At 73.7% G+C, this 25,175-nt stretch carries 19 protein-coding genes; 14 read left to right on the top strand and 5 right to left on the bottom strand.

The window, feature by feature from the left end:
* The first annotated feature begins 38 nt into the window (after nt 1-38).
* The 4 genes from A6A27_RS03390 to ilvA are packed head-to-tail and all read left to right on the top strand — an operon-like array spanning nt 39 to nt 4,880.
* Nucleotides 39-1,181 carry a cystathionine gamma-synthase gene (locus A6A27_RS03390; RefSeq protein WP_073832864.1) on the top strand — a complete coding sequence of 381 codons (1,143 nt, stop codon included), beginning with the start codon at nt 39-41 and terminating at the stop codon, nt 1,179-1,181.
* Nucleotides 1,182-1,197: 16 nt separating this feature from the next.
* Complete coding sequence (locus tag A6A27_RS03385) at nt 1,198-2,610, top strand: amidase (protein WP_073832863.1); 1,413 nt, start codon at nt 1,198-1,200, stop codon at nt 2,608-2,610.
* 43 nt (nt 2,611-2,653) lie between these two features.
* Nucleotides 2,654-3,601 carry a DUF4328 domain-containing protein gene (locus A6A27_RS03380; protein WP_073832862.1) on the top strand — a complete coding sequence of 316 codons (948 nt, stop codon included), beginning with the start codon at nt 2,654-2,656 and terminating at the stop codon, nt 3,599-3,601.
* A gap of 58 nt (nt 3,602-3,659) precedes the next feature.
* Nucleotides 3,660-4,880: a threonine ammonia-lyase gene (gene ilvA, locus A6A27_RS03375; protein WP_073832861.1), complete on the top strand. Its 1,221-nt coding sequence runs from the start codon at nt 3,660-3,662 to the stop codon at nt 4,878-4,880.
* A 178-nt stretch (nt 4,881-5,058) separates the two neighbouring features.
* Here ilvA and greA read toward each other — a convergent pair whose 3' ends face one another.
* Nucleotides 5,059-5,559, bottom strand: coding sequence for a transcription elongation factor GreA (gene greA / locus A6A27_RS03370; RefSeq protein ID WP_073832860.1), 501 nt, complete (start codon nt 5,557-5,559; stop codon nt 5,059-5,061).
* A 142-nt stretch (nt 5,560-5,701) separates the two neighbouring features.
* Nucleotides 5,702-6,136: a DUF4307 domain-containing protein gene (locus A6A27_RS03365; RefSeq protein WP_073832859.1), complete on the bottom strand. Its 435-nt coding sequence runs from the start codon at nt 6,134-6,136 to the stop codon at nt 5,702-5,704.
* Nucleotides 6,137-6,344: 208 nt separating this feature from the next.
* Here A6A27_RS03365 and mca point away from each other — a divergent pair, with 208 nt between their 5' ends.
* The 4 genes from mca (at nt 6,345) to A6A27_RS03345 (ending at nt 12,396) form a co-directional block, all read left to right on the top strand.
* Nucleotides 6,345-7,226 carry a mycothiol conjugate amidase Mca gene (gene mca, locus A6A27_RS03360; RefSeq protein ID WP_073832858.1) on the top strand — a complete coding sequence of 294 codons (882 nt, stop codon included), beginning with the start codon at nt 6,345-6,347 and terminating at the stop codon, nt 7,224-7,226.
* A 48-nt stretch (nt 7,227-7,274) separates the two neighbouring features.
* Nucleotides 7,275-7,568, top strand: a complete 294-nt coding sequence (locus A6A27_RS03355; protein ID WP_073832857.1) for a hypothetical protein — start codon at nt 7,275-7,277, stop codon at nt 7,566-7,568.
* A 215-nt stretch (nt 7,569-7,783) separates the two neighbouring features.
* A complete protein-coding gene (locus A6A27_RS03350; RefSeq protein WP_073832911.1) occupies nt 7,784-10,279 on the top strand; it encodes a putative bifunctional diguanylate cyclase/phosphodiesterase in 2,496 nt (831 codons plus the stop codon).
* Between the two features lie 77 nt (nt 10,280-10,356).
* The gene (locus A6A27_RS03345) at nt 10,357-12,396 is read left to right on the top strand and encodes a thioredoxin domain-containing protein (protein ID WP_073832856.1); all 2,040 of its coding nucleotides are present in this window, start codon (nt 10,357-10,359) and stop codon (nt 12,394-12,396) included.
* Nucleotide 12,397: 1 nt separating this feature from the next.
* Here A6A27_RS03345 and A6A27_RS03340 read toward each other — a convergent pair whose 3' ends face one another.
* Nucleotides 12,398-12,970: a PadR family transcriptional regulator gene (locus A6A27_RS03340; RefSeq protein WP_073832855.1), complete on the bottom strand. Its 573-nt coding sequence runs from the start codon at nt 12,968-12,970 to the stop codon at nt 12,398-12,400.
* A gap of 95 nt (nt 12,971-13,065) precedes the next feature.
* Between A6A27_RS03340 and A6A27_RS03335 the strand changes: the two genes are divergently transcribed.
* From A6A27_RS03335 to purE, 3 genes are all read left to right on the top strand, one after another.
* Entirely contained in the window at nt 13,066-13,542 is a 477-nt protein-coding gene (locus A6A27_RS03335) for a hypothetical protein (protein WP_073832854.1), read from the top strand.
* A 127-nt stretch (nt 13,543-13,669) separates the two neighbouring features.
* Complete coding sequence (locus A6A27_RS03330) at nt 13,670-14,830, top strand: 5-(carboxyamino)imidazole ribonucleotide synthase (RefSeq protein WP_073832853.1); 1,161 nt, start codon at nt 13,670-13,672, stop codon at nt 14,828-14,830.
* Nucleotides 14,827-15,318 (top strand): 5-(carboxyamino)imidazole ribonucleotide mutase, encoded by a 492-nt coding sequence (gene purE, locus A6A27_RS03325; RefSeq protein ID WP_073832852.1) that lies wholly within the window; start codon nt 14,827-14,829, stop codon nt 15,316-15,318. Before A6A27_RS03330 ends, purE begins: the two co-directional genes overlap by 4 nt.
* 85 nt (nt 15,319-15,403) lie before the next feature.
* Here purE and A6A27_RS03320 read toward each other — a convergent pair whose 3' ends face one another.
* On the bottom strand, nt 15,404-20,299 hold the full coding sequence (locus A6A27_RS03320; protein WP_073832851.1) for an SCO7613 C-terminal domain-containing membrane protein: 4,896 nt from the start codon (nt 20,297-20,299) through the stop codon (nt 15,404-15,406).
* Between the two features lie 228 nt (nt 20,300-20,527).
* Nucleotides 20,528-21,955 (bottom strand): UDP-glucose dehydrogenase family protein, encoded by a 1,428-nt coding sequence (locus A6A27_RS03315; protein WP_073832850.1) that lies wholly within the window; start codon nt 21,953-21,955, stop codon nt 20,528-20,530.
* 245 nt (nt 21,956-22,200) lie between these two features.
* Between A6A27_RS03315 and A6A27_RS03310 the strand changes: the two genes are divergently transcribed.
* The 3 genes from A6A27_RS03310 (at nt 22,201) to A6A27_RS03300 (ending at nt 25,173) form a co-directional block, all read left to right on the top strand.
* Nucleotides 22,201-23,361 carry an acyl-CoA dehydrogenase family protein gene (locus A6A27_RS03310; protein WP_073832849.1) on the top strand — a complete coding sequence of 387 codons (1,161 nt, stop codon included), beginning with the start codon at nt 22,201-22,203 and terminating at the stop codon, nt 23,359-23,361.
* A 192-nt stretch (nt 23,362-23,553) separates the two neighbouring features.
* Complete coding sequence (locus tag A6A27_RS03305; RefSeq protein ID WP_073832848.1) at nt 23,554-24,465, top strand: ABC transporter ATP-binding protein; 912 nt, start codon at nt 23,554-23,556, stop codon at nt 24,463-24,465.
* A 12-nt stretch (nt 24,466-24,477) separates the two neighbouring features.
* Nucleotides 24,478-25,173 carry an ABC transporter permease gene (locus A6A27_RS03300; RefSeq protein WP_073832847.1) on the top strand — a complete coding sequence of 232 codons (696 nt, stop codon included), beginning with the start codon at nt 24,478-24,480 and terminating at the stop codon, nt 25,171-25,173.
* Nucleotides 25,174-25,175: the final 2 nt, after the last annotated feature.

The raw sequence follows: 25,175 nt of genomic DNA, 5'->3' as shown, positions 1-25,175 counted from the left end.
CACGCACTGGGAGGGGCCGGCGGACTAACGTCTCGGGAATGAGTCACGGCTTCGAGACGCTCGCCATCCATGCCGGCCAGGACCCGGAGGCCCGCACCGGCGCGGTGATCCCTCCGATCTACCAGACCAGCACCTACGCCCAGGACGCCGTCGGCGCGCCCCGACAGGGCTACGAATACAGCCGATCCGGTAACCCCACCCGGGACGCGCTCCAGGAGTGCCTGGCCGCGCTGGAGGGCGGGCCGGTCGGGCTCGCGTTCGCCAGCGGCCTGGCCGCTGAGGACACCCTGCTGCGCACCGTCTGCAAGCCGGGCGACCACGTGGTGATCCCGGACGACGCGTACGGCGGCACGTACCGGCTCTTCGCCCGCGTCGCCGAGCGCTGGGGGCTTAGCTACACCCCGGCGAAGGTCTCCGACCCGGACGCCGTGCGGGCCGCCATCCGTCCCGGCGCCACGAAGATCGTCTGGGTGGAGACGCCGACCAACCCGCTGCTCGGCATCGCCGACATCGCCGCACTGGCCGCCGTCGCGCACGACGCGGAGGCGCTGCTGGTGGTCGACAACACCTTCGCGTCGCCGTACCTCCAGCAGCCGATCGCGCACGGCGCCGACGTGGTGGTCCACTCCACCACCAAGTACATCGGGGGACACTCCGACGTGGTCGGTGGCGCGCTGGTCGTCGCCGACACCGGGCTCGGCGACGAGCTGCGCTACCACCAGAACGCGATGGGTGCGGTCAACGGGCCGTTCGACGCCTGGCTCACCCTGCGCGGCATCAAGACCCTCGGGGTACGGATGGACCGGCACTGCGACAACGCGGAGCGGATCGCGGCCTACCTGGACGGTCACGCCAAGGTCGGCGAGGTCCTCTACCCGGGTCTGCCCGCGCACCCCGGCCACGAGGTGGCCGCCAAGCAGATGCGCCGGTTCGGCGGCATGATTTCCTTCCGCGCCGCGGGCGGCGAGGAGCACGCCGTGGCGATCTGCAACCGGGCCAAGCTGTTCGTGCTCGCCGAGTCGCTCGGCGGCGTCGAGTCCCTGATCGAACACCCGGGACGGATGACACACGCAAGCGCTGCCGGCTCGCCGCTTGAAGTTCCCGGCGATCTCGTGCGACTGTCTGTCGGCATCGAGACGGTCGACGACCTGCTCGCCGATCTGGAGCAGGCACTGGGCTGACCGCTGGCTGGGGAGGATGGCCGTGCCGGACATCATGCCGACGACCTGGGTGGGGGCGACCGCCAAGCAGATCGCCCGGGGCGTACGCCGGGGTGACGTCTCCGCCACCCAGGTCGTGGCCGACCACCTGGATCACATCGACCGCGCCGACGCCCACCTCGCCGCGTTCCGCACGGTGCGCGGCGGGGAGTCGATCACCGAGGCGGAGAAGGTCGACGAGCAGGAGGACCTGGCCAACCTCCCGCTGGCCGGGGTGCCGGTCGCGGTCAAGGAGAACACCCCGGTCGCCGGGCTGCCGACCTGGAACGGCTCGGTCGCCGCGCGTACGCCGGTGGCGGAGGCCGACCACGAGGTGGTCCGGCGGCTGCGCGGCGCCGGCGCGGTGATCCTCGGGGTGACCCGGATGCCTGAACTCGGCCTCTGGGCGGTCACCGACGACGAGACGGCGGTGACCCGCAACCCGTGGGACCTGCGGCGCACTCCCGGTGGTTCGTCCGGCGGCGCCGCCGCCGCGGTCGCCGCCGGCCTGGTGCCGATGGCGCATGGCAACGACGGCCTCGGCTCGATCCGCATCCCGGCCGCGTGCTGCGGCCTTGTCGGGCTCAAGCCCGGCCGGGGCGTGATCCCTTACCAGCTCGGCGCGGACGACTGGTTCGGCCTCGCCGAGCACGGCATGCTGACCACCACGGTCGCCGACGCGGCGGTCGCCTTCTCCGTGCTGGCCGGCCGCCGTCCCGACAAGCTGGTGCCGCCGCAGCGGCTGCGGGTGGGCGTGTCGCTGCGCTCGCCGGTCCGTGGCGTCTCGCCGGACGCGCCCAACCGGGACGCGGTGGCCGCTGCCGGCCGGCTGCTCGCCGCCGCCGGGCACGACGCCGTCCCGGCCGAGCCGGTCTACCCGACCGCGCTCGGCCTCAAGGGTCTCGCTACCTGGTTCGCCGCGGCCGCCGCCGACGCGCAGGCTGCCGGGCTCCAGCGGGGCGGGCTCCAGCGGCGCAGCCGCCGGCACATCGCGTTGGGCGAGTGGGCGCAGCGCCGGGGGTACGTCCGCGAGGCGGACCGGGCGGGCTGGCGCGAACGGTCGGTGAACTTCTTCGCCGACCACTCGATCGACCTGCTGCTCACCCCGGCGCTGGCCGGCCCCCCGCCGTCGGCCGACGGCTGGTCCGGCCGGTCCTGGCTGGCCAACATGAAGGCCAACATCCGGTACGCCCCGTACGCCGGCCCGTGGAACATGGCCGGGCTGCCGGCGATCGTGGTGCCGGTCGGCCGCCGCCCGGACGGCCTGCCGGTCGCCGTGCAGTTCGTCGGCCCACCCGGCTCGGAGCTGCTGCTGCTCGGCGTGGCCGGGCAGTTCGAGATGCAGGCGCCGTGGCAGCGGCACGCCCCCGACTACCCCCGGATCGGCACGGGGTCGCCGGCCCACGCTTGATCGTCTAGCGTGTGCGCACCCACGCACCCCTGGACGGTCATCTATGCGCTGCCACACCTGCGGGGACGAGACGTCTCCGAGCGACAACGAGTGTCAGAACTGCCACACCCCACACGGCCAGCCCGCCCTCACCCCGGGCGTGCCGACGTACTCGGTGCGGGGCATCGGCCTGGCGGCGTCGGTCGTGGTCGGTGCGACCGCGCTGCTCTATCTGGTGGTGGCGCTCTTTCCGCTGGTCGGGGCGGTGCTGGCCGGGCGCGCGAGGGAGAGCCAGGACCCGGACGTGCTGCTCGGCGCGGTGCTGATCGAGGTGGTGCTCTCGCTGCCGTTCCTGCTGGCGTACGTGACCGCCGCCATGCTGGTGATCGTCTGGACCTGGCGGGCCCGGAAGAACCTGGACGCCTTCCCGGGCGCGCTGCCCCACCTCGGCGCCGGCTGGGCGATCGCCGGCTGGCTGGTGCCGTTCGCCAACTTCGTGGTGCCCGCCCGGGTGGTCGGCAACCTCGCCCGGGACAGCCTCTGGAAGCGGTTCACCCCGGGGTTGGTCTTCGTCTGGTGGGTGGCGTGGCTGGCCTTCAGCCTGGGGGAGCGCCTCGTCAGCCGGCGCGACGACCAGGCGTACGCCCGCCTGCCCGAGGACCCCGCCTCGGACCCCGAGTTCCAGCGGTATGTCGACTACTACCAGGGGGTGCTCGGGTGGCACCTGGTCCCGCTGGTCGCCTGCCTGGTCGCCGCGGGGTCGCTGATCGTGCTGATCCGGCGGATCTCCGCCGCCCAGGAACAGCGGATCGCCCTCGGCCGGCCGGCCTGGCCCGCCCACCCCGGCTGGCCGGCTCCCGGCGCGCCGCAGGGCTACCCCTACCCGGCGCAGCCCGTCAGCGGGCCGCCGCCGCAGGGCTACCCTTACCCGGCGCAGCCCGTCAGCGGGCCGCCGCCGCAGGGCTACCCTTACCCGGCGCAGCCGGTCACCGGGCCGCCGCCGCAGGGGTGACCGATTCGACGGTGGCGTCGCCGCAGGTTCCGCCGGGGGCGGGTGGCACGATCGGGGCATGACGGAACTGGTCGGTCTCGCCGACGTACGGGCCGCGCGGGAGCTGCTCGCCGGCGTCACCCGCACCACCCCGCTGGAGCCCTCCCGGCCGCTCAGCGCGGCGTTGGGCGGGCCGGCGTGGCTGAAGTGCGAGAACGTGCAACGCGCCGGGTCGTACAAGGTGCGCGGGGCGTACGTGCGGATCTCCCGGCTCTCCGCGGAGGAGCGGGCCCGCGGCGTGGTCGCGGCGAGCGCCGGCAACCACGCGCAGGGGGTGGCGCTCGCCGCCGGCCTGGTCGGCACCCACGCCACCGTCTTCATGCCGGTGAACGCGCCGCTGCCGAAGGTGGCCGCCACCAAGGGGTACGGCGCCTCGGTCGAGTTGGTCGGCAACACGGTGGACGAGTCGCTGGTGGCGGCGCAGACCTTCGCCGAGCGGACCGGAGCGGTGTTCATCCACCCGTTCGACCACCCGGACGTCATCGCCGGTCAGGGCACGGTGGCGCTGGAGGTCCTCGAACAGTGCCCGGACGTGAAGACCATCGTGACCGGGGTGGGCGGTGGCGGTCTGATCTCCGGGATGGCGGTGGCGGCCAAGGCGCTGCGCCCCGACGTACGGGTGATCGGGGTCCAGGCGGCCACCGCCGCTGCCTTCCCGCCCTCGCTCAAGGCCGGCGAGCCGGTCCGCCTGTCGTCGTTCTCGACGATCGCCGACGGCATCGCGGTCGGCCGTCCCGGCGAGCTGACCTTCACCCACGTCCGCAAGCTGGTCGACGACATCGTCACCGTCTCCGAGGAGGACATCTCCCGGGCCCTGCTGATGCTGCTGGAACGCGGCAAGCAGGTGGTGGAGCCGGCCGGCGCGGTCGGTGTGGCCGCGCTGCTGGCCGGGACCGTCCAGGTGGAGGCGCCGGTGGTGGCGGTGCTCTCCGGCGGCAACATCGACCCGCTGCTCATGCTCCGGGTGATCGAGCACGGTCTGGCCGCGGCCGGCCGCTACCTGCGGTTCACCGTGCGCTGCACGGACCGCCCGGGTCAGCTCGCCTCGCTGCTGCACGAGATCGCCGAGCACCGGGCCAATGTGGTCGACGTGGAACACCAGCGGGCCAACCCGCACCTGCGTCTCGGCGAGGTGGAGGTGGCGCTGTCGGTGGAGACTCGCGGCGTGGAGCACTCGGACACGCTGATCAGCGCCCTGCGGGCCAGCGGCTACCAGGTGGTGTTCGCCGGCGAGTCGTGATCCCGCCGCGGGCCTGCGGCGGCGCGACCGGCCCGGCCCGATGATCCGGTCCGGGGCCCGCGAATGCGAAACCGCCCCGGCCTGCTGGCCGGGGCGGTTTCGGTGTGGCTCGGGTCCGAGGAGCCTGTCAGCCTCGGTCGGGTCGGACCCGAGCCATCCGGCGCGGGTCCGGTGGCTGTTAGCCGGAGAACGGCTCGAACTTGACGACCGTCACCTTGATGTCGGCGCCGCTGGGCGCCGTGTAGGTGCAGGTCTGGCCCGCCTTGCCGCCCAGGATCGCCTTGCCGAGCGCGGACTCGGGGCTGTAGACGGTCAGGTCGGTGGTGGAGGCGATCTCCCGGGAGCCGAGCAGGAAGGTCTCCGTGTCGTCGGCGTCGTCGTCGAAGTAGATGGTGACGACCATGCCGGGCGATACCGCGTCGGCGGTCGGCGCCTCGCCGACCTTGGCGGTGCGGAGCAGCTCCTTCAGGTAGAGGATGCGGCCCTCGGCCTTGCCCTGCTCTTCGCGGGCGGCGTGGTAGCCACCGTTCTCCCGCAGGTCGCCCTCCTCCCGCCGGGCGTTGATCTCGGCGGCGATGACCGGCCGGTTGGCGATCAGTTCGTCGAGCTCGGCCTGGAGGCGGTCGTACGCGTCCTGGGACAGCCAGGTGGCGGGCGCCTCGTTGCCATTGGTGGACACAGGCGGTCTCCTCGGTTGTGCGGACTGGCTGACAGGTGAACTATCAAGTTACCAGTGCCGGCCCAGCCGGGGTGTCGCCGATCACCACGGGTGCCGGTGACGGGACCCGTCGTGAGGTGTTCGAGCAGGTGGGGCGGTCGGCTCAGCCGGCCGGCCGGCAGCGCACGACCTCGCCGATGAACGGGCGGGCGGTGGTGGCCACCTCGTGCCGGGCGGTGACGTGCCGCTCACCGGGGCTGGCGGTCACGGTGGCCTCGGCGCGGCCCACCTCGGCACCGTCGTGCGTGCGGGCCCGCAGCACACAGGTCGCCGAGCCGCCCGGGGGCACGGTGACCCGGAAGTCGACCATCACCCGCGAGTCGGTGATCCCGGTGTAAGTGATCACCTGGGCCCGGTACTCGGGGTCGCCGTACTGGGTGTAGAGCTTGGTGGCGACCAGCCCCAGCACCGCCAGCAGGACGGCCACCGACAGCGCCAGCAGGAGCGGACGGCGGCGCCCCGGCTCCCGGCGACGGCCGTACCGGCCGGGCGGGAAGACCGGCGCACCCGGTGCGATTGTGGCGTGCGTCTCGCTCACCGGCGGGTATCTCCTGGCGTTGTTGTCGTGGGCATCGGCAAGAATGGCAGAGTCCATCTTCCCAGCCCGGGCATTACCAAGGATGGCAGGTCGGCGGCGGCGTCGACGGCCGGCACGGGGTTTCCGCGGGCCCGGGGGGAGATTCCGGCAGGTCAGCCGGTCGGCCCGGGCGGGCCCGGCCGGCCGGCACAGACGAGGAGCGCCGAAGGTGGCAGAGCAACTGCGTCTCATGGCGGTGCACGCCCATCCCGACGACGAGTCGAGCAAGGGCGCCGCGACCATGGCGAAATATGTCGCCGAGGGGGTGGATGTCCTGGTCGTGACCTGCACCGGCGGCGAGCGGGGCAGCGTGCTCAACCCCAAGATGGACCGGCCGGACGTCTGGGCCAACATCGGCGAGATCCGCCGCGCCGAGATGGACGCGGCCCGGGCGATCCTCGGCGTCGAGCAGGCCTGGCTCGGCTTCGTCGACTCCGGGCTGCCCGAGGGCGATCCGCTGCCGCCGCTGCCCGAGGGCTGCTTCGGCCAGCAGGACGTCGACGTGGCCGCCGCGCCGCTGGTGCGGCTGATGCGCCAGTTCCGTCCGCACGTCGTCACCACGTACGACGAGGAGGGCGGCTACCCGCACCCCGACCACATCATGACCCACAAGGTGACCGTCGCCGCGTTCGAGGCGGCCGGTGACCCGGAGCGACACCCGGAGCTGGGTGAGCCGTGGCAGCCGCTGAAGCTCTACTACGACATCGGCTTCTCCAAGGGCAAGATCATGGCCCTGCACGAGGCGATGCTCGCCGCCGGGCTCGAGTCGCCCTACGAGGAGTGGCTCAAGCGCTGGGAGGACCGTCCCGACAAGGGGCCGCGGATCACCACCCGGGTGGAGTGCGCCGAATACTTCCCGGTCCGCGACGACGCCCTGCGCGCCCACGCCACCCAGATCGACCCGGACGGCTTCTGGTTCCACGTGCCGATGGAGCTCCAGCGGCGTGCCTGGCCCACCGAGGACTTCCAGCTCGCCCGCTCGCTGGTGGACAGCCCGCTGCCCGAGTCCGACCTGTTCGCCGGGGTCCGCGAGACGTGCGATACCCACTGATCTGCCAGGGGGCTACGCTGGTCGGCAACCGCACATCGGAGGAACACCATGCTGACCACCGCCCAGGTGCTCGCGGAGAACAACTTCGGTGACACCCGTACCGGTGGCCTGGCCGGTCCGATGGGCCTCTTCCTCATCGTGCTGCTGGCCATCGTCACCATCCTGCTGATCCGCAACATGAACGCCCGGCTGCGCCGGCTGCCCGACCGTTTCCCGCAGCAGGCCGGTCCGGCCGAGCGGGACCGGGTCGACTCGACAGTCGCCGATCCGACTGATGGGATCGCCGCGCAGGATTCACCCACGAACGCTCCCAACGGCTCCGAGCAGCGCCGGAACGGGTAGCAAGCACGTGAATCACGTCGAAGCCGGTGCTCGCCCCCTGTTGCGACCACCGGCTTTGGCTTAGCCTTCCGCCGGGGGGACCGAAAGGCCCCAGCCGTGCGCGGAAGGGGGGCGCCGATGTCCGTGGCAGCAGTGGCCGCCAGCCGTGCCCTCGGACCGCCGGCGGACGGGGTGGGCCCGTGACCTCCGGCAGCGACGGTCACCCTCCGGATCGGCTGGGCCTGCGCGGCACCCCGCCCGGGGTGCTCCTGCTGACCGGTGCCGTGGCGGTCACCGCCCTGCTGGCCGCCGTGCTCGGCCTCACCGTGCCCGCCTCCCTCCCGCCGGGCAACCCGCTGCCGGCGCCCGCCCGGTTCGGCATCGCGGTGGCCGCGTTCGCCGTGGCGCAGCTCGCCCGCCTGCGGTTCCGCACCGCCGCCGGAATGGTCAGCATCACCTGGGGCGAGGCGGCCCTGATCGTCTGTCTCTACCTCGTACCGGCCGGGTGGCTGCCGGCCGCGGCCCTGCTCGGCACCGGGGCCGCCTGGACGGCGATGTCCCTGCTCGCCGACCGTCGGCCAGCGCTGGAACTGGTCCGGATCGCCGGTTCGCTGACCGCCGCCACCGCGCTCGCCGCTGCGGTGGCCAGCGCACTCGGCCAGCCGCTGCTCGCCGCCCCTACCCCCGAGCTCGCCCTCGCGCTGATCGCCGGCTCGGTCACCTACCTGCTCACCACCGCCTGGTTCGGCGGGGCCACCCTCGCGCTGCGGCACGGGGTGCCGATCGGGCCGCCGTTGCTCGCGGCGCTCCGGGGCAAGCTGCTCATGTTCGTCGGCAACGTGGCCGTCGGCCTAGTGGTGGTCGCGCTGCTGGAGATCGACGCCCGCTGGCTGCTGCTCCTGCCCCCGCCGCTCTGGCTGCTTCAGCAGACCTACCGCCACCGGCTGCGGGCCGACCAGGAACGGCGCACCTGGCGGGCGTTCGCCGAGGCCACCGCCGCGCTCAACCAGCTCGACGAGCGGGGGGTGGCGACCGCCGCCGTGACCGGGGCGCTAACCCTCTTCGGTGCCGAGCTGGTCGAGGTGGACGTCGCGCGGGGCGACGGCCGGTGGCGGCGCTATCGGGTGGACACCGGCGGCCAGGTACGCGACCGCGAGGTGCAGCCCCCGGCGCGTACCGAGGCGAGCGACCACGAGCTGATCCGGCCGCTGACCGTGGGCAGTGCGGCGGTGGGGCAGTTGCGGGTCCACTTTCCCCCGTCGGCCCCGCCCAGCGCCCGGGAGCGGGACGCCGTCGCCGCGTTCGGCGACGCCCTGGCCGCCGCCCTGCACGACGCGGCGACCCACCGCGAGCTGCGGCTGGTCACCGCCCGTTCGTCGTACGAGGCGGTGCACGACCAGCTCACCGGGCTGCTCAACCGGGCCGCCATGCTCACCAAGGGTGACCAGGCGCTGCGGCAGCTCGCCCACGACCACCCGGTGGCGCTGCTGCTGCTCGACGTCAACCAGTTCAAGGAGGTCAACGACACGCTCGGGCACGCGGCCGGGGACCAGCTGCTGCGGCTGACCGCGAACCGGCTGGCCGCCCTTGCCCGCCCGGGTGACCTGCTCGGCCGGCTGGGCGGCGACGAGTTCGCCCTGCTGTTGACCGAGGTGCCGGTGGTCGACGACCGGACCGCTCCGCTGGCGTACGCGCTGCGCCAGGCCCGGGAGATCGCCGAGCGGATCGCCGCACCGACCGAGGTGGCGGGCGTACGCATGTCCGTCGAGGTGGCCGTCGGGGTGGTGGTCGCCGACGCGGGCACCGCGGACCTGACCGAGCTGCTGCGCCGGGCCGACATCGCCATGTACCAGGCGAAGGAGGGCGGCGGCAGCGTCGCCGCGTACGACAGCTCCCGGGACGCGGCGAGCACCGACCACCTGGCGCTCCTCGCCGAGCTGCGGGAGGCCCTGGAGGCCGACGACCAGTTGGTGCTGGCGTTGCAGCCGGCGGTCGACCTGGCGACCGGTGCCCCGACCGGGGTGGAGGCGTTGATCCGCTGGCGGCACCCGCGGCGGGGCTGGCTCGGGCCGGCCGACTTCATCCGCCCGGTGGAGAACAGCGAGCAGCTCGGCAGCTTCACCCGGTACGTGCTGGACAAGGCGCTGGGGGTGGCCGCCGAGTGGGCCCGTGCGGGGCTGGACGTGCCGATCTCGGTCAACCTGTCGGCGCGCAGCCTGCTCGATCCGCGGCTGCCGGCGGAAATCGGCGAGGCGTTGCGCCGGCACCAGGTGCCGCCGCACCGGCTGGTCCTGGAGATCACCGAGACGGTGGTGATGAGCGAGATGGAGGTCATCGACGAGGTGCTCGCCACCCTGCGGTCGATGGGGGTGCAGCTCGCCGTCGACGACTTCGGCACCGGGTTCTCCTCGTTGGCCTTCCTGACCCGGATCGCCGTCGACGAGCTGAAGGTCGACCGCTCCTTCGTGATCCGGATGGCCGACTCGCCGGAGGCGGCGGCGATCGTCCGGACCACCGTCGGGCTCGCCCACGAGCTGGGCCTGCGGGTGGTTGCCGAGGGGGTGGAGACGGCCGAGCAGCGGACCGCCCTGGCCGAGCTGGGCTGCACCGCCGCCCAGGGCTACCACTTCTTCAAGCCGATGCCGGCCGAGAAGATCGGGGCGGTGCTCGGCTCGCTGCTCGACACCGCCCGCGGCAACGTCTTTCCGCTGCGCGCCGACGGCGCCTCCTGACGGCTCGCCGGCTGTCGATCGGCGGCACCTCGGGCGCGCGGTCCGCGCCGCCGGGGCGCGCTCGATATGGTCGTCGGGTGAACCGACTCGCCAACGCCACGTCGCCGTACCTCCTCCAGCACGCCGACAACCCGGTCGACTGGTGGCCCTGGTGCGACGAGGCGTTCGCCGAGGCGAAGCGGCGGGACGTCCCGGTGATCATTTCGGTCGGGTACGCGGCCTGCCACTGGTGCCATGTGATGGCGCACGAGTCGTTCGAGAACGACGCGGTCGCCCGGCTCATGAACGAGGACTTCGTCTCGATCAAGGTGGACCGGGAGGAACGCCCCGACGTCGACGCCGTCTACATGACCGCCACCCAGGCGATGACCGGCCAGGGCGGCTGGCCCATGACGGTCTTCGCCGCCCCGGACGGCACGCCGTTCTTCTGCGGCACGTACTTCCCGCGGCCGAACTTCATCCGCCTCCTCGGCTCCGTCGCCGCCGCCTGGCGGGACCAGCGGGAGGACGTCCTGCGCCAGGGTGCCGCCGTGGTGGAGGCGATCGGTGGAGCCCAGGCCGTGGGTGGCCTGACCGCCCCGCTCACCGCCGAGCTGCTGGACGCCGCTGCGGACCAGCTCGCCCGGGAGTACGACGAGACGAACGGCGGGTTCGGCGGGGCGCCCAAGTTCCCGCCGCACATGAACCTGCTCTTCCTGCTCCGGCACCACCAGCGCACCGGCTCGGCCCGGAGCCTGGAGATCGTCCGGCACACCGCCGAGGCGATGGCCCGGGGCGGCATCTACGACCAGCTCGCCGGCGGCTTCGCCCGGTACTCGGTGGACGGCCACTGGACCGTGCCGCACTTCGAGAAGATGCTCTACGACAACGCCCTCCTGCTGCGGTGCTACACCCAGCTGTGGCGGCTCACCGGCGACCCGCTGGCCCGCCGGGTGGCCCGGGACACCGCGCGGTTCCTCGCCGACGAACTGCACCGGCCCGGCGAGGGCTTCGCCTCCGCGCTGGACGCGGACACCCAGGGCGTGGAGGGCCTCACCTACGTCTGGACGCCGGCGCAACTGGTCGACGTGCTGGGGGAGGAGGACGGCCGCTTCGCCGCCGACCTGTTCGGGGTGACCGAGTCCGGGACCTTCGAACACGGCACCAGCGTGCTGCGGCTGGCCCGGGACGTGGACGCCGCCGACCCGGAGATCCGGGCCCGCTGGCAGGACGTGGTGGCGCGGCTGCTCGCCGCCCGGGACACTCGACCCCAGCCGGCCCGGGACGACAAGGTGGTGGCCGCCTGGAACGGGCTGGCGATCACCGCGATCGCCGAGTTCCAGCAGGTCGCCGCGCTCTATGCGGCTCCCGAGGACGAGGACGCGAACCTGATGGAGGGCGTCACCATCGTGTCCGACGGCGCGATGCGCGACGCGGCCGAGCATCTGGCGACCGTGCACGTCGTGGACGGCCGGCTGCGCCGGGTGTCGCGGGACAAGGTCGTCGGCGAGCCGGCCGGTGTGCTGGAGGACTACGGCTGCGTGGCCGAGGCGTTCTGCGCGATGCACCAGCTTACCGGCGAGGGGCGCTGGCTGGCGCTGGCCGGCGAGCTCCTCGACGTGGCGCTGGCCCGGTTCGCCGCCCCGGACGGTGGCTTCTACGACACGGCCGACGACGCGGAGCGGCTGGTCACCCGGCCGGCCGACCCCACCGACAACGCCACCCCGTCCGGCCGGTCGGCGATCGTCGCGGCGCTGGTCGCGTACGCGGCGTTGACCGGCGAGACCCGATACCGGGAGGCCGCCGAGGCCACCCTGTCGACGGTCGCGCCGATCGTCGGCCGGCACGCCCGGTTCACCGGGTACGCGGCCACCGTCGGGGAGGCGCTGCTGTCCGGGCCGTACGAGATCGCGGTGGTGACCGACGACCCGGCGGGCGACCCGCTGGTGGCCGCCGCCTGCCGGCACGCCCCGCCCGGTGCCGTGGTCGTGGCCGGTCGGACCGACCAGCCGGGGGTGCCGCTGCTGGCCGAGCGGCCGGCGCTGGATGGGCGCTCCACCGCATACGTCTGCCGGGGGTTCGTCTGCGACCGGCCGGTCACCTCGGTCGACGATCTGGTCGCCCAGCTCGCCGGCTGACTCACTCCGGCGGCCGGCCCGGTTCGTCCGCCGGGCCGGCGTTGCCGCGCAGCGCGGGCGGCAGGTCGGCGAACCAGTCCAGCACCGCCCGCTCGTAGGCCAGCCCGAAGCGCAGCGTCGCCACCGAGTACGGGTCGACGGCCTCCGCGTCGTCCGGAAGCGCGGCGTCGACCTGCTCGTACTCGACCAGCCGGGCGGCGTGGGCGGCCCGCTGCTCGGCGAGGAACGCGACCAGCCGGTCCGCCGGCAGGTGCCGGCCGAAGAGCACGGTGAGCAGCAGTGGGAACCGGATACTCTCCTCCGCCGGTGGCTTGGCGGCCCAGTCGGCGAATGCCGCCCGCCCGGCGTCGGTGATCTCGTACGGCTTGCGGTCGCGGCGTCCGCGCTCGCCGGCGCGCACCAGTCCGGCGGCGGCCATGGCGGTCAGCTCCCGGTAGACCTGGCTCTGTGTCAGCGACCAGAACGCCCCGATCCGCTGCTGGGCGTATTCGACCAGGTCCCAGCCGGTCATCGGGCCGTCGTGCAGGAAGCCCAGCAGGGAGGCGGCGGTGGCGTTGAGCGGCCGTTCCGGCATCGGGGAGCTCCTTCACGTATCGCTTGACATCCCATTGTGTCAGGTCGCACGATGGCAATGGCGACCTCCCACAGTGGGAGGTCTAGGGGGGCCTCATGCACACCGTTCTCGTCGTGATCCACGCCGCCAGCGGCACCGTCGGGCTGCTGCTCGCCCTGCCCGTGCTGCTCGCGCCGAAGCGGCGCGGCAGGCACACGCTCCTCGGCCGGATGTACGCGGGCGCCGCCGTCGGCCTGAGCCTCAGCGCCTTCGGCCTGTTCGCCTACGACCCGGCGCGGCTGTGGGGGCTGGCCCTGCTGGGCGTGCTCACCCTCGGCTGGCTGCTCGGCGGCCTCTGGTTCGCCCGTCGCCGCCCGCTGGGCCTCGGCGGTCGGGGCTGGCGGATCTGGCACCTCAACCTGATGGGCAGCACGGTGATCGCCTTCGTGACCGGCTTCGCGGTGCAGATGAGCGACGGGCACCTGGCCGCCTGGCTGGCGCCCACGGTCGTCGGCTCGGTCCTGATCGCCCGGGCCACCGCCCGCGAGGTGGCCCGAGGGCCGCGTCGGATCGTGGTCACCGGCGCGCGCTGAGCCCCGCCGGCTCCAACGCGACGATGGCACGGTGTCCGGGATCAACCGGACACCATGGCGCCGGTGAGGCGGCTTCGGCCGCCCTCGGGGGTGGGTCGGGTGCCCGCCCGGATAGGCTGGCGGCGCTATGGATTCCCGTACCGGACTGCCTGTCGTCGGCATGGTGGGCGGTGGCCAGCTGGCCCGGATGACCCACCAGGCCGCCATCGCCCTCGGCCAGTCGCTGCACGTGCTGGCCCTCGCCCCGGACGACGGCGCGGCCCTGGTCGCGGCCGACGTCCAGTACGGCGACCACACCGACCTCGCCGCCCTGCGGACGTTCGCCAAGGGCTGCGACGTGGTCACCTTCGACCACGAGCACGTGCCCACCGGGCACATCCGCACCCTCGCCGAGGAAGGGGTGAAGCTCTTCCCGCCGGCCGAGGCGCTGGTGCACGCACAGGACAAGCGGGTGATGCGCGAGCGACTCGGCGAGCTGGGCGCGCCGAACCCGGCCTGGCGCCCGGTCGAGGAGCCCGCCGACCTGGTCGCCTTCGGCGAGGGGACCGGCTGGCCGGTGGTGCTGAAGGCGGCCCGCGGCGGCTACGACGGCCGGGGCGTCTGGCTGGTGGACGACGCCGCCCAGGCCGCCGAGCTGGCCGCGACCCTGCTCGCCGGGGGCACCCGGCTGATCGTGGAGGAGCGGGTCGCGCTGCGCCGGGAGTTGGCGGTGCAGGTGGCCCGTTCGCCGTTCGGGCAGGTCGCCGTGTACCCGGTGGTGGAGACCGTGCAGCGGGACGGGATCTGCGTAGAGGTGCTCGCCCCGGCGCCCGACCTGCCCGAGGAATTGGCGGTCGCCGCCCAGCAGTTGGCCATCGACCTGGCCACCGCGCTCGGCGTGGTCGGCCTGCTCGCCGTGGAGCTGTTCGAGGCGCCCGCCGGCCTGGTGGTGAACGAGCTGGCCATGCGCCCGCACAACTCCGGGCACTGGACCATCGAGGGAGCCCGGACCTCCCAGTTCGAGCAGCACCTGCGCGCCGTGCTCGACTACCCGATGGGGGACACCTCGCTCACCGCGCCGGTCGTGGTGATGGCGAACGTGCTCGGCGGCGAACCGGGCGGGATGCCCATCGACGAGCGGCTGCACCACCTTTTCGCCGCTGAGCCCGGGGCCAAGGTCCACCTGTACGGCAAGCAGGTCCGGCCCGGCCGCAAGATCGGGCACGTCACCGTGCTGGGGAACGACCTGGACGACGTACGGGCCCGGGCCGCGCGAGCCGCCCGCTGGCTGCGGGAGGGGAAGCAGTGAGCACCGTTGGGCTGATCATGGGCAGCGACTCGGACTGGCCGACCATGGAGGCCGCCGCCGAGGCGCTCGCCGAGTTCGAGGTGCCGTACGAGGTCGGTGTGGTGTCGGCGCACCGCACCCCGGCCAAGATGATCGAGTACGGCCGGACCGCCGCCGACCGCGGGCTCAAGGTGATCATCGCCGGGGCCGGCGGGGCGGCTCACCTGCCCGGCATGGTCGCCTCCGTCACGCCGCTGCCGGTGATCGGCGTGCCGGTGCCCCTCAAGTACCTCGACGGGATGGACTCGTTGCTGTCCATCGTGCAGATGCCGGCCGGCGTGCCGGTCGCCACGGTGTCGATCGGCAATGCGCGAAACGCCGGGTTGCTCGCCGTGCGGATCCTGGCCGCGTCGGACCCGGTGCTGCGCGAGCGGATGGTTGCGTACCAGGCGAGCCTGGAGGAGCTGGTCGCCGAGAAGGAGGCGAACCTCCGCGCCTCGCTCGCCTGATCGGTGGTGCCGGGCCTCCCGCGCCAGGCCCGCGCGGGCCTGGCGCGCTGAGCCTGCCCCCCGACGGTGGACGAGCCCCTCCGATTCATCGCATGCCGCGCAGGGCGGTCTGCAGCCGCTCCTGGGCCCGGCGGCGGCGCTCGTTGCTCGCGCCGAGCACCAGCAGGAGGATGCCGACCGGGATCAGCACCAGCCACGGGCCGAGACTGATCAACGCGTGCACCGCGGTCACCGCGGTCACCGTGGCACCCACGATCACCGGCGCCTGCTGCCGGCTGGTCGACCCGAAGATCAGCACCGCCACGGCGCCGAGCAGCAGCAGGACCTGCCGCAGCATGCTGGTGTCGGTGGCCAGCACGATCGCCAGGGTCGGCAGGAACGCGGCGACCAGCGCCGGCCCGTACGCCACCCAGCTCGACAGGTCGGGCCGGTGGCGCAGTTCCAGCACCCCGACCAGCAGGGCGAGCAGGGCGAACGGCAGGGTGTACGCCTCGGGCAGTGCCACGTCGGCCACCCGCATGAGGATCCACCAGGCGGTGATCTCGCAGGCGACCACCGACCAGAACAGGATCCGCCGCTCCACCGGCCGGCGTCCTGGACGTCCGGCCGCCACCCCGAGGACGGCGCCCCAGGCGGCCAGCAGCGCGGCGATGTGCCGGGGCGAGTCGTACGCCAGCGCCAGCGCGATGAGCGCGGCCGCGTACCCGCTCCACTCCACCGTGGCCGACTCCCGGTACGCCTCGGGACGGCGCAGCCGGGGCAGGGTGGCGGCGAAGACCTGGAGCGCCGCCCCTACCGCCAGCACCCCGAACGCCGACCAGACCGCCGCGAGCCCGGCGACCAGGCCGAGGGTGAGCACGAACAGCTCGGCCATCAGTGAGGCGAACAGCCAGCCGAGGATGCGGGCCCGCTGGGTGGTGCCGAAGAGCGCGGCGACCACGCCCACGCCGACCGCCCCGCCCAGCGTGAAGAGGGTCAGCTGCCGGGTGGCGAGGCTGCCGGCCAGCCCGGCGCCCCCGGCGGCCAGCCCGATCGCGAACACCAGCACCCGGGCGATCCGCAGCGAGCGGGCCGGCTCGACCAGCGGCGGGGGTGGGGTCAGCGCCAAGCCGAGCATGGCGATGGTGAAGACCGCCAACCCGGCCAGCGCGGTCTGCGGCCAGCCGTGGCCGAGCGCCACCGGCGTGATCAGCAGGGTGACCGCCGCGCCGGGCAGCACCACCGGCACGGCCCGGGAGCGCCGGCCGCCGCTGAACCCGGTGGCGGCCAGCGCCGCCGTCGCGGTGAGCAGCAGGGCGGTCAGCACGTGCCTCGGGTCCACCGCCGACGCGGGCGGGGTGAGCAGTTCGGGCGGCGCCCCCTGCCAGATCCGCGGCAGCACCCGGAACGGCTCGACCAGGGCCACCAGCAGCGGCGGCGTCAGGGTCACCAGGGCCAGCGCGGTGGGCGGCACCGCCGCCGCGAGGGCGCCGGCGGCGGGGCTCACCCGCCAGCGCAGCTCGGTGCCGTCGTCGGGCAGCCGGCGCATCGCCCCGTCCAGCAGTACCGACCAGCGGCGTACCGGCCGGGCCGACCCGACCGGCGGGGTGGTGGCGGCGCGGACCAGCTCGGCGAGCACGCCGAGCAGCGCCGCCGCGGCGGCGTACACGCCGGAGGGCAGGCGGGTGATCACGGCGGCCACCGCGCTGATCGTCGCAGCGCCCACCACCGCCACGCTCACGTACGGCAGGTACTGCGGGATCTGCCGGCGGGCCGCGGCCACGGCGGCCAGGCCGATGCTGGACGCGGCCAGCGCGGCGGTAAGCACCACCTGCGGGGGGCGGCCGAACTCGGCGGCCAGGGCGGCCACCGCCCCGGGCAGGGCGAGCAGGGCGGCGCCCGCCGCCGCGCCGCCCACCTGCACCAGGTGCGGCGGCATCCCCTCGGTGCGGACGTCCTCGACGAGCGACGGCGCGAGCGCCCGGGCCAGGATGGCCACCACCACGCCGATCAGCACGATGCTGCCGAGCGCTAGCGCGGTGGTCCACGGGCGGACCAGGCCGGCGCCGGCGGCGTGCAGGGCGATCACCCCCGCCACGGTGGCCCGGGACAGCGCGGCCCGGGGGTCCAGCGAAGCCACCGCCGCCATCCCGAAGACCGTCGCGACCATGGCGCCCACCAGCACCGGCGACCACCAGGGCAGGTTGAACGCGGCCGGGGCACCGATGGTGGCGAGCACGACGGCCGCCCCGGCGACGTCGTACTTCCAGGGCGGCGGCAGCAGGATGCTGGCGGCGACCGCCAGCAGCGCCAGCGCGACGGGCGCCTGGCCGGCCGACCCGCCCGTCGGCGCGGCCGGCCAGCCGCTCAGGTCGCCGGCCCAGATCGGGCCGGGCGTGGCCAGCACCCCGACCCCGCCGCGCAGCGCGCTCCAGCCGGCGATCAGACCGATCAGCGTGCCACCGACCGCGATGCCGAGGATCGGCCCGCGTCGCCACTCCTCGGGCATGGCCCGGGCGGCGACGGCGACCACCAACACCAGCGCGGCCGCCACCACCAGCTGACCGCCGGGCGCGAGCACGGCGGCGATCCGGACCAGGGTGGCGATCAGCGCCGCCGTGGTGGCGGCCAGGGCCAGGTCCGACCCGTCCAGGGTCAGGTCGGAGCGGCGGCCGGCGTCGATCCGGGGGGCCAGTGCCAGCAGCGCGGCGGCGAGCAGCAGGAGCCCGCCGACCCAGGCGTCGGCGGTGGTGGCGCCGGGTGCCCCGAACCCGGCGGCGGCGACCGCCACCGCGCCCAGCACGGTGCCGATCGCGTGCGGCGCACTCAGGTGCCGCTGCGCGACCTGGACGAGGGCGGCGTAGCCGAGGCTGACGCAGACGCCGAGGAAGCTCGCCGCCAGGATCGGGACGGTCACCTCGCGCAGGCTCGCCGGGGTGGGCGCCGGGCCGGCCGGCACGGTGGCGGCGACGAACGCGGCCACCGCCCCCGGCAGCGCGAACGCCGCACCGCCGGCCGCCCAGCCGCAGACCGTGTTCGCCACGGCGGCGGCGATCCGGACCCGGGGAGCCAGCGACACCAGCGCGCCGGCCAGGCAGAGGGTGGTCAGCGCGGCGGCGGTGAGCGCCGGCCGGGCGAGCGCGGCACCGGCGCCGATCACGCCCAGCGCGGCGGCGGTGACGGCGTGCACCACGGCCGAGCGCTCGGAGCCGGCGGCCAGTCCCAGGACGCCGATGCCCACCGCGGTCAGCACCATCGGCCAGCAGGCGGCCGCCCAGCCAAGCCCGAGGGAGGCGGGTACGGCGAGGGCGGTCAGCGCCGCCCCGACCACCGCGAAGTCACGCCGGATCTCCGGCGGCAGGGCGACCACCGCGGCGATCGTGAGCAGCAGGGCGCTTGCGGCGAGCTGCCAGCCGGTCGGCCCGACCGCCGCCGCCAGCTCGGCGTGCCACTGACTCAGGTCCGCCGACCAGGCGGGCAGCGCCGCGCGTACCGGTGCCAGCCCGGCGCGTAGCGCGCCCCCGGCCACCACCAGGCCGCTGACGGTCAGCGCCACCGCCGAGGCGAGCTGCGGGCCGCGCCGGGCCTGTTCCGGTACGCCGCGGACGGCGAACCCGGTCAGCGCGATCACCGCGGCGATGAGCAGTAGCGACCGGCCGGGGTAGGCGACCGAGGCGACCCGACCCAGTGCGCCGATCACCGCGAGGGTGACGATGCCCGCGCCCAGGTCCGGCAACGGCGGCCGGCGCAGCACGAGCGTCCCGGCCAGCCCGACCAGCGCGGCGAACAGCAGCACGGCGCCCGCGCCGGCGGCCACCGGTACGGTGGCGGCCCGCAGCAGCGCGGTGACCGCGTACGCCAAGGCGACGGCGACCGTCCCGCCGTGCAGCAGCCAGGTCAGCTCCCGCAGCCAGGGCACCGGGCGGGCCGGCGTGGCGGCGCCCTCGTCGGCCGGCTCCGCGCCGAGCACCTCGGCCGACTCCTCCGGGTCCGTCTCCGGGCGGTCGTCGGCACTGCGCTGCCGGGGCGGGGTGGGTGCCGGCGCCGGGGCGGGCAGGTCCCGCCGGACCGGCCGTTCGAGGACCACCGCCGAGCGGGCCAGCGCGAGGTCGACGACGGCCACCACGGCCAGCACCAGGGCCCAGCCGGCCGGCCCGGTGATCCGCTCGTAGGCCAGCAGCGGCAGCACCGGTTGGGCGGCCAGGACGGTGGCGAAGCGGGGCGCGCGCAGGCCGGTCCAGTGCGCGTACCCGAACGCGATCAAGGCGGTGACCAGGAAGATCGACCCGGCAAAGGTCGAGCCGGAGGTGCCGCCGATCCGGTCGACGGCCCAGAGTGCGTACCCGGCCAGCGGCAGCAGCAGCAGGCCGACCGAGGCGATCGTCTCGGCGGTGGAGGTGAGCCCTCGGCGGGCCAGCACCGGCGGGGCGAGCAGCATCAGCACCGTCGCCACCAGCAGCACGCCGAGCCGGGCCAGCGCGTCCAGCGAGCTGGTGGCGACCGCGGCGAAGACCACCGCGGCGACGCCGAGGAGCAGCGCGCCGAGCCCGAGGGGGATGTTCTGCACCTCCCGGGAGGACGCCTCCGGCGGATGCTCGGGGTTGTCCACGTCGAGCCAGTGCGGCCTGGCCCGGGGCGGAAGGTCGTCCGGGCCCGGCGGCGGGGTGCCCTGGCGGGGCACCCGGGGCGGGGCGCCCGTGGTGGCGGTGGGCGGGCGGCGGCCGGGCCGGCGGCGCAGCACCCGGCGGGGCCGGGTGGACTGCCGGACCCGTTCCTCGCCGGCGTGCGCGAGGATGTCCCGCTGGAAGAGGGCGGCCTGCAGCTTGGCGGCGATCTGCCGCTGTTCGCGGGCGATCTCGGCGTCGCGGGCCTTCATCTCCGCGATCGAGCGTTCGATGTCGCCCAGATGCTCGGCCCACTGTGGCTGGTCCGCCCCGCAGTGCGGGCAGACCACGGCCGGCTTGATCTCCCGTCCGCACGAGGCGCACCTGAAGGACTGCACGACACCCCTCCGTCCGGCCGGCCCGCACTGTGGACCTCCACTGTCGCAGCATGCCTTGACCGGGCGCGGATTTCGACCGTTGCCGGCGCGTTCGGCGCAACAAAAGACCGCCGGGCCGGTCGACCCTGCCGGGTCGCGGCCCGGCGGCGCACGTGTGGAGCCGGGATGGGTGCCGATCGACCGTTCCGGGGCGTGGCGCGGCCGCGCCGAGCCGGAACGGTCCGTGGGTCAGGGGCGACCCATGCCGCGGTACTCCCAGCCCGCCTGCGTCCACAAGGTGGAGTCGAGGCAGTTGCGACCGTCGACCACCTTGCGGCCGTTGACCAGCTCACCCAGGGCGACCGGGTCGGCGTTGCGGAACTCGGCCCACTCGGTGAGCACGCAGACCAGATCGGCGTCGCGCACGGCCTCGGTCATGCTCGCCTCGTAGGTCAGCTCGGGTACCGCCCGGCGCGCGTTCTCGATGCCCTGCGGGTCGAACACGTGCACGTCGGCGCCGGCCTTGCCGAGCAGCGAGGCGACCGCCAGCGCCGGGGCGTCCCGGACGTCGTCGGTGTTCGGTTTGAAGGTGGCGCCGAGCACCGCGATCCGGGTGCCGGAGAGGTCCGGGCCGGCCGGGCCCGACCGGCGGCCGAGCAGCTCGGCGGCGAGCTGGACCACCCGGGTCCGCCGGCGCAGGTTGATCAGGTCGACCTCGTGTAGGAAGCGCAGCGCCTCGCCGGCGCCGAGCTCCTGGGCGCGGGCCTGGAAGGCCCGGATGTCCTTGGGCAGGCAGGCGCCGCCGAAGCCGAGCCCGGCCTGGAGGAACCGGTTGCCGATGCGGGGGTCGTACCCGATCGAGCGGGCCAGCTGGGTGACGTCGCCGCCGGCGGCCTCGCAGACCTCGGCCATCGCGTTGATGAAGGAGATCTTGGTGGCGAGGAAGGCGTTCGCGGCGACCTTGACCAGCTCGGCGGTGGCGAAGTCGGTGACCACCAGCGGCACCTCGCGGTCCTCGGTGGCGGCCAGGTCGAAGACGCCCTTGTGGGCGGCGTAGAGCATCCCGTTGGCCCACTCGCTCTTGACCCCGACCACGATCCGGTTGGGTCGCAGCACGTCGTCGACGGCGAAGCCCTCCTGGAGGAACTCGGGGCTCCACGCCACCTCGACGCCCAGGTCGGCCGTGGTGTGCTTGCCGACCAGCTGCTCCACCCACTCGGCGGTGCCCACCGGGACGGTGGACTTGCCGACGATCAGGGCCTTGCGGGTCAGGTGCTGGGCGAGGCTGGTCACCGACGCCTCGACGTACGACAGGTCGGCGCCCATGCCGTCGGCCCGCTGCGGGGTGCCCACGCAGATGAAGTGCACGTCGCCGAAGTCGGCGGTCTCCTGGATGTCGGTGCTGAACCGGAGCCGGCCGGCGGCCAGGTTGCGCCGGAGCAGCTCGTCCAGGCCGGGCTCGTGGATCGGGACCTCGCCGGCGTTCAGCTTGGCGATCTTGTCGGCGTCGACGTCGAAGCCGAGCACCTCGTAGCCGAGCTCGGCGTAACAGATGGCGTACGTCGCACCGAGGTAGCCGGTGCCGAGGAAGGTCACTCGGGGTCGAGCGGCACCCGAGGGCGGGGTCACCGCGGCGATGGCCGGCACCGGCTGGGTGTTCGGGTAGGGGATCGTCACGCCTGTCTCTCCGCTCGCACTGGCGGCGCTTCCTTGCGTCGCATTCTGCTGCGGCGCCTGGCCGGGCGCCGGTGGGGGGACTTCCTGTGGTGCTGTGGTCATCGCTCGGCTTCGACGCCCATCATGCTCGAGCCTACGCGGCGGTAAGGAGCCCCGAATCCTCGGTCGCTATCCTTGACTCTGTGCGGTCGGCGGCACTCAAAGCGCTCGGCTTGCGCATCTTAGCGGTGAAGGGGAGGGGCCACATGGCCGCGGAGCAGTCGTTCGACGTCTACCGATTGCCGGAGGAGCACGAGGCGATCCGGGAGGCGGTGCGGGAGGTCTGTGCGGCGAAGGTGGCTCCGCAGGCCGCCGAGGCGGATGAGACGGGTGAGTTCCCCAAGGCGTCGTACGACGCGCTGCGGACGGCCGACTTCCATGCCCCGCACATCCCCGTCGAGTATGGCGGCGCCGGCGCGGACGCGCTGGCCACGGCCATCGTGATCGAGGAGGTGGCCCGTGCCTGCGCTGCGTCCTCGCTGATCCCGGCGGTGAACAAGCTGGGCACCATGCCGCTGATCCTGGCCGGCTCCGAGGAGCTCAAGCGGAAGTACCTGACCCCGGTCGCGGCCGGCGACGCGATGTTCTCGTACTGCCTCTCCGAGCCGGAGGCGGGTAGCGACGCCGCCTCGATGACCACGAAGGCGGTCCGGGACGGCGACCACTGGGTGCTCAACGGCGTGAAGCGGTGGATCACCAACGCCGGGGTCTCCGAGTACTACACCGTCTTCGCTATGACGGATCCCACAGCGCGGTCGAAGGGCATCTCCGCGTTCGTGGTGGAGAAGTCCGACCCCGGGGTCAGCTTCGGCGCGCCGGAGAAGAAGCTCGGCATCAAGGGCTCGCCCACCCGTGAGGTCTACTTCGACAGCGTGCGGATCCCGGCGGACCGCATGATCGGCGGGGAGGGCACCGGCTTCGCCACCGCCATGCGGACCCTGGATCACACCCGGGTCACCATCGCCGCTCAGGCGGTCGGCATCGCCCAGGGCGCGCTGGACTACGCCAAGGGCTACGTCCAGGAGCGCAAGCAGTTCGGCAAGCCCGTCGCCGACTTCCAGGGCATCCAGTTCATGCTCGCCGACATGGGCATGAAGCTGGAGGCCGCCCGGCAGCTCACCTACGCCGCCGCCGGCAAGTCCGAGCGGGGTGACGCGGACCTTACCTACTTCGGCGCCGCCGCGAAGTGCTTCGCCTCGGACGCCGCCATGGAGATCACCACGGACGCCGTGCAGCTGCTCGGCGGTTACGGCTACACCCGCGACTACCCTGTCGAGCGGATGATGCGGGATGCCAAGATCACCCAGATCTACGAGGGCACCAACCAGGTGCAGCGCATCGTCATGGCCCGCCAGCTGATGAAGTAGGCGTTGACCTGCGGAACCCCGTCTCCCGTTTGCGGGAGGCGGGGTTCGCTGTCTTCGAGGAGGTCCCCGCGGCGCCACAGTTCCTCGGGCCGCGCATCAACCAGTCGGTGGATTTTCTGGTCAGCAGGATCCCGGGCTGAGCATGGCTGGCAGATCGATTCGCCCCGGCGACAGGCAAAAGATGCTTGAGCCATGGCAGTCATCGAAGTCAACGACCTCCGCAAGGGGTACGCGGACCTGACCGTTCTGGACGGGGTGTCGTTCTCGGTGGAGGAGGGCGAGATCTTCGGCATACTCGGGCCGAACGGCGCCGGCAAGACCACCACCGTGGAGTGCGTGGAGGGGCTGCGGCGGCCCGACGGCGGGTCGATCAGGGTGCTCGGCCTCGACCCGGTGAAGGACGGGCGCAAGGTACGCGAGCAGGTCGGGGTGCAGCTCCAGCACACGCAGTTGCCGGAGAACATCCTGGTGTGGGAGGTGCTCGACCTGTACGCCTCCTTCTATGCCAAACCCCGGGACTGGCGTGGGCTGCTGGAGGAGTGGGCGCTGACGGAGAAGCGCAACGCCCGCTTCGGGAAGCTGTCCGGTGGCCAGAAACAACGGCTGTTCATTGCGCTGGCGTTGGTGGGCAATCCGCAGGTGGCGTTTCTCGATGAGTTGACCACGGGGCTCGACCCGCAGGCGCGCCGCACCACCTGGGAGCTGATCAAGCGCGTCCGGGCGAGCGGCGTGACAGTGGTGCTGGTCAGCCACTTCATGGACGAGGTGGAGGAGCTCTGCGACCGCGTCGCCGTGTTCGACGGCGGCAGGGTCGTTGCGATGGACACCCCGTCCGGGTTGGTCGACGGGATCGATGCCGAGCACCACATGCGGTTCACGGTGATGGCTGGGGACATGGTCGAGCTGGGCGGGCTGCCCGGGGTGACCGGCGTGACCCGGACGGGAAACCGGGTGGTCGTCACCGGCAGGGGTGACTTCGCCACGGCGGTCACCGCACAACTCGCCCGCCACCACGTCCTGGTCAGCGACCTGCGCATCGACAAGCGCACCCTCGACGACGCGTTCGTCGCCCTGACCGGCCGCTCGTTCGACGCCACCCACTGACGGAGGAAGACCATGACCAAGCTCGCCATCGTCGAGCTGAAGTTGCTGACCAGGGAACCTGGGGCGATGTTCGCGCTGCTCATCCCGCTCTTCATCCTGGTGGTCTTCGGCAGCTCCATCGAGCGGGGTGACACCGTGCTCCTGCCGATGGCGCTGGCGATCGCCGTGGGGCTCGTGGGTCTGTACCTGCTGCCGACCACCATGGCCACCTACCGCGAGCGGGGCATCCTGCGCAGGCTCTCCACCACGCCGGTCCGCCCAGGAAACCTGCTGGTGGTGCAGCTGCTCCTGCAGTTCGTCCTCGCCCTGACCGCGTGCGCCCTGCTGCTGGCGGTGGCGGGTACCGTCCTGGGCGCGCACCTGCCCACCCGGGTGCTGCCCGGTGTGCTGGCCTTCCTGTTCGGTACGGCGGCCATGTTCGCGGTCGGCCTGCTCATCGCGGCGGTGGCGCCGAACGGCCGGGCGGCCAACGGGATCGGTGTCCTGCTGTACTTCCCGATGGCCTACCTCGCCGGGCTCATGCAGCCCACGGATCAGATGCCCACTATCGTGGCCCGGATCGGGGAATACACCCCGCTGGGCGCATTCCGGCAGTGCCTGCGGGACGTCTGGGCGGACGCAGCTCCCAGTCCCCTGCTGCTCGGTGTGCTGGCCGCGTACGCCGTGGTCGTCAGCATCGCTGCGGCGAAGTACTTCCGCTGGGAGTGAGC

The organism is Micromonospora sp. CB01531 (genome assembly GCF_001905095.1).
In the GTDB taxonomy this organism is placed as follows: domain Bacteria; phylum Actinomycetota; class Actinomycetes; order Mycobacteriales; family Micromonosporaceae; genus Micromonospora.
This window is presented reverse-complemented; position numbering and strand designations above follow the sequence as displayed.

Coding starts and splice junctions, on each gene's coding strand:
- ilvA (WP_073832861.1), top strand. CDS start 3,660: ATGACGGAACTGGTCGGTCTCGCCGACGTACGGGCCGCGCGGGAGCTG.
- A6A27_RS03355 (WP_073832857.1), top strand. CDS start 7,275: ATGCTGACCACCGCCCAGGTGCTCGCGGAGAACAACTTCGGTGACACC.
- A6A27_RS03380 (WP_073832862.1), top strand. CDS start 2,654: ATGCGCTGCCACACCTGCGGGGACGAGACGTCTCCGAGCGACAACGAG.
- A6A27_RS03305 (WP_073832848.1), top strand. CDS start 23,554: ATGGCAGTCATCGAAGTCAACGACCTCCGCAAGGGGTACGCGGACCTG.
- A6A27_RS03310 (WP_073832849.1), top strand. CDS start 22,201: ATGGCCGCGGAGCAGTCGTTCGACGTCTACCGATTGCCGGAGGAGCAC.
- A6A27_RS03330 (WP_073832853.1), top strand. CDS start 13,670: ATGGATTCCCGTACCGGACTGCCTGTCGTCGGCATGGTGGGCGGTGGC.
- A6A27_RS03340 (WP_073832855.1), bottom strand. CDS start 12,970: ATGCCGGAACGGCCGCTCAACGCCACCGCCGCCTCCCTGCTGGGCTTC.
- A6A27_RS03300 (WP_073832847.1), top strand. CDS start 24,478: ATGACCAAGCTCGCCATCGTCGAGCTGAAGTTGCTGACCAGGGAACCT.
- A6A27_RS03385 (WP_073832863.1), top strand. CDS start 1,198: ATGGCCGTGCCGGACATCATGCCGACGACCTGGGTGGGGGCGACCGCC.
- A6A27_RS03390 (WP_073832864.1), top strand. CDS start 39: ATGAGTCACGGCTTCGAGACGCTCGCCATCCATGCCGGCCAGGACCCG.
- A6A27_RS03335 (WP_073832854.1), top strand. CDS start 13,066: ATGCACACCGTTCTCGTCGTGATCCACGCCGCCAGCGGCACCGTCGGG.